This is a genomic window from Allocoleopsis sp. (assembly GCF_036703385.1).
Classification (GTDB): Bacteria; Cyanobacteriota; Cyanobacteriia; order Cyanobacteriales; family Coleofasciculaceae; genus Allocoleopsis.
Window position 1 is genome coordinate 1 of record NZ_DATNPA010000509.1, and the last position, 3358, is coordinate 3358.

Annotated in this window: 3 protein-coding genes and 1 pseudogene; 1 reads left to right on the forward strand and 3 read right to left on the reverse strand. The window is 46.6% G+C overall.

Going from position 1 to position 3358, the window contains the following annotated elements; genetic code table 11:
* A pseudogene (locus tag V6C93_RS24890) lies at positions 1-987 on the forward strand (NACHT domain-containing protein); the annotation flags it as partial.
* Positions 988-1000: 13 nt separating this feature from the next.
* On the opposite strand, the gene cysW reads toward V6C93_RS24890, so the two are convergent.
* From cysW to V6C93_RS24905, 3 genes are all read right to left on the reverse strand, one after another.
* Entirely contained in the window at positions 1001-1882 is an 882-nt protein-coding gene (gene cysW / locus V6C93_RS24895) for a sulfate ABC transporter permease subunit CysW (protein ID WP_333479362.1), read from the reverse strand.
* Complete coding sequence (cysT, locus tag V6C93_RS24900) at positions 1875-2729, reverse strand: sulfate ABC transporter permease subunit CysT (RefSeq protein ID WP_333479363.1); 855 nt, start codon at positions 2727-2729, stop codon at positions 1875-1877. The genes cysW and cysT overlap by 8 nt, the downstream gene beginning before the upstream one ends.
* Positions 2730-2829: 100 nt before the next feature.
* Positions 2830-3358 (reverse strand): sulfate ABC transporter substrate-binding protein (locus tag V6C93_RS24905; RefSeq protein WP_333479364.1); only part of this gene is annotated, 529 nt, incomplete at its 5' end.

Below are 3358 nucleotides of genomic sequence, written 5' to 3' on the forward strand. Positions count from 1 at the left end.
GAATTGCCTAGGCGCGATCGCGAAGAACTCTGCTCCTATCTATTTAATGCTTACACGGAACGGATGTTTGACCGTCGGGGGGCTAATCGTTTCTACTCGAAAGAGCAAGCTAAGCAGTGGCTGATTTGGCTAGCTAAACGGATGGTTCAGGAATCGCAAACCGTGTTTTTAATTGAGCGGATGCAGCCGGATTCGTTGCTAACCCTGTATCAAAAATGGCTGTATGCGATCGGGCTGGGACTCATTGCTCTCTTTAGTAGTGGTATTAGTATTGGGTTAATTGTGGGGCTTCTGATTGGCTCATACTTGGGACTAATGGCTGGGTTAATGCTTGGGGTGAGTAGTGGAATAATTACCGGGGTAATTTTTGGGTGGATTAGTAATCAGATTAATCCAGTTGAAACCCTAAAATGGTCATGGGTAAAAGCAAAAGATCATCTGAGTATCGGGCTAGGCTTTGGGCTAATTGTAGGATTTCTTGATGTGCTAACCAGTGTGCTGTTTTATAGCCTGATGGTTGAGCCGAGTATGGATTTGATAATTGAAGGTTTAATAACTGGATTGAGGACTGCACTAAGTGCTAGTTTGATTTTTATCCTGTTGCGGGGATTAACAGGTTCCGGCATAGAAACAAGTACAGTACCTAATCAAGGGATTTGGCAGTCTACTAGATATGCGATCGCTTTGGCGATAATCAGCGCCTTGAGTCTAGCTGTGGGTTCTTGGTTAGTTGGTATCCCAATTCTTTGCGGGGTGATTATTGGGTTACTGTTTGGGCTGGTTGGAGCAGGAGAACCTTGGGTAAAACACTTCACGCTGCGTCTTATTCTGTACTCCAATGGTTATATACCTTGGAACTATGCGCATTTTCTTGACTATGCCACCCAGCTTATCTTTTTACAAAAAGTAGGCGGAGGCTATATTTTCATCCATCGCCTGCTTTTAGAGTATTTCGCTGGGTTGGCTCTTGATCCAACCCAGCGTTGATGGATGATCCAGCTTAATGAGCAGCGCCGGAACGTCTGCTCGTTCTACGTTCTAGAATTTCCTTGAGTATCAGCGTGACAACCGCTAACAGAGTGAGCAATACAGCAGCCGAGTAGGCAGCTTGAGTCTCATATTGCTTGTATGCCTCTTCTACAAACAGCGGTAGGGATTGAGTTTTACCGGTAATGTTGCCAGAGACAACCGCGATCGCACCGAATTCACCCATTGCTCGGGCATTCGTCAAAATCACACCATAGAGTAAGCCCCAGCGAATATTCGGTAGGGTGACGCGCCAGAAGATTTGCCAATCATTCGCCCCCAGAGTTCTGGCACATTCTTCTTGATCGAAACCAGCCTCATCCAAAACCGGAATCACTTCACGAGCCACAAAGGGCATAGTGATGAAGGCGGTTGCCAGTACCATTGCAGGGAAGGCAAAGACAATCTTTATATCGTGAGCTTCTAAAAACGGCCCAAACCAACCGTTCCGCCCATAGAGCAAGACAATCATCAACCCGGCCACCACTGGTGAGATGGAAAAAGGCAGGTCAATAATGCTCAGGATTAAAGCGCGTCCACGGAATTTTTTCCGAGCGAGTACCCAAGCCGCACATAAACCAAACACCGTATTTAACGGGACGGTAATTAGCGCCAAATACAGCGTAAGCTGCGCCGCATGGAGAAAGCTAGGCTTCGTCATCTGCACTAAAAACGTCCCAAAGCCCTTGCTAAACGCTTGCACGAACACATTGATTGCCGGGATTAACAGAATGAAGCTCAGGTAGGTGATTACTACCCCGATCAGCACTGCCGGAACCCAGTTCTTTTCCTTGGTTGAGGAAACGTCCTTCCCAGGAGGCGTATCGTGGTGCAACGAGGGTTCTAAATTATGCATAACGTCTTCCCCAAGCTTGCAAAAGGTTAATAGCCAAAAGGATGAACAGCGAAATCACCAATAACACCGTGCCAATTACGGTAGCTCCCGAATAGTCGTACTGTTCCAAGCGTTGGAAAACCAAGACCGGTGCGATTAAATCTTTATACGGGATGTTAGCAGCCACAATTACGATCGAGCCATACTCCCCAACCGCTCGTGCAAATCCCAGGGCGACACCCGTCAAGATGGATGGAATTAAGGGGGGTAAAATCACTCGCCAAAACGTCTGCCATTGAGAAGCCCCCAAAGCCCAAGCCGCTTCCTCAATTTCTCTTTCCATTTCTGTAAGCACCGGCTGCACTGTCCGCACCACAAAGGGCAGCGAAATAAATAGCATCGCTACCCACACGCCCAAGCGAGTGAAGGAAACCTTTATCCCAAAGGGAGCCAAGAGGGAACCAATCCAGCCATTATCGCTGTAAACCGTTGCCAGTGTTAAACCAGCAACAGCTGTAGGCAAAGCAAAGGGCAAATCGATCACGGCATCGATAATCTTTTTGAATGGAAACTTATAGCGAACCAAAACCCAGGCAATCAGGGTACCAAACACGCCATTGACAGCACCTGCCAGCAAGGCCGTGACAAAGGTAACATCATAAGTAGATAGAGCAACCTCGCTCGTTGCAATCCTCCAGAAATTAATCGGCCCTTCAGTGCTCGCTTTCAGGAGCATTGCCAGTGTGGGCACAAATAACATCAGGGTGAGATACCCTATCGTGATTCCCCAAGGCCAAGAAAATTTGCTCAGTAAGTTATTTGAATTTTTCCAAGCCAGGGTGCGTTGGGAGGGAGAAGATATAGCCATTGTTGGTCATTGGTTGTTGGTTATGCGTTATTAGTTGTTGATTATTAGCTGACTAACAACCAACAACTAACCACTAATCAGTAACAATCAGAACTGATTTTTACTTGCCTGCTTGAATTTTGTCGAAGACAGCGCCGTCATCAAAGAATTGCTTTTGGATCTTGTCCCATCCCCCTAAATCCTTAACAGTAAAGAGGGTTTTGATTTTGGGGAATTGGCTTTCCACTTCTTTTTCGACAGTGGGGTCAACGGGACGAAACCCTGCCTTGGCAAATTCTCGTTGTGCTTCTGGGGTATATAGGTATTTCACAAAGGCTTCGGCAATTTCACGAGTCCCGTGTTTATCCACATTTTTGTCTACAACTGCTACGGGATTATCAATTGAAATATTGACATCAGGCACAACATAGGGTAGTTTTTCGCCTTGCTGTTTTGCCAGAATCATCTCGTTTTCGTAGTTGATTAAGGCATCGCCTTGACCTTGCTTAAAGAAGACATCGGTGGCTTCACGCGCATCTTTTGGCAGCACGGGGACGTTCTTAAAGACTTGTTTCGTGAAGTCCAATGCTTTATTGTCATCCCCACCTGTTTTTGTCACAGCACCCCAGAACGCCAAAAAGTTCCAGCGT

What these genes read in the sequence shown, in the direction of transcription:
- cysW (WP_333479362.1), bottom strand. Translation starts at nt 1,882, where the DNA reads ATGCATAATTTAGAACCCTCGTTGCACCACGATACGCCTCCTGGGAAG.
- cysT (WP_333479363.1), bottom strand. Translation starts at nt 2,729, where the DNA reads ATGGCTATATCTTCTCCCTCCCAACGCACCCTGGCTTGGAAAAATTCA.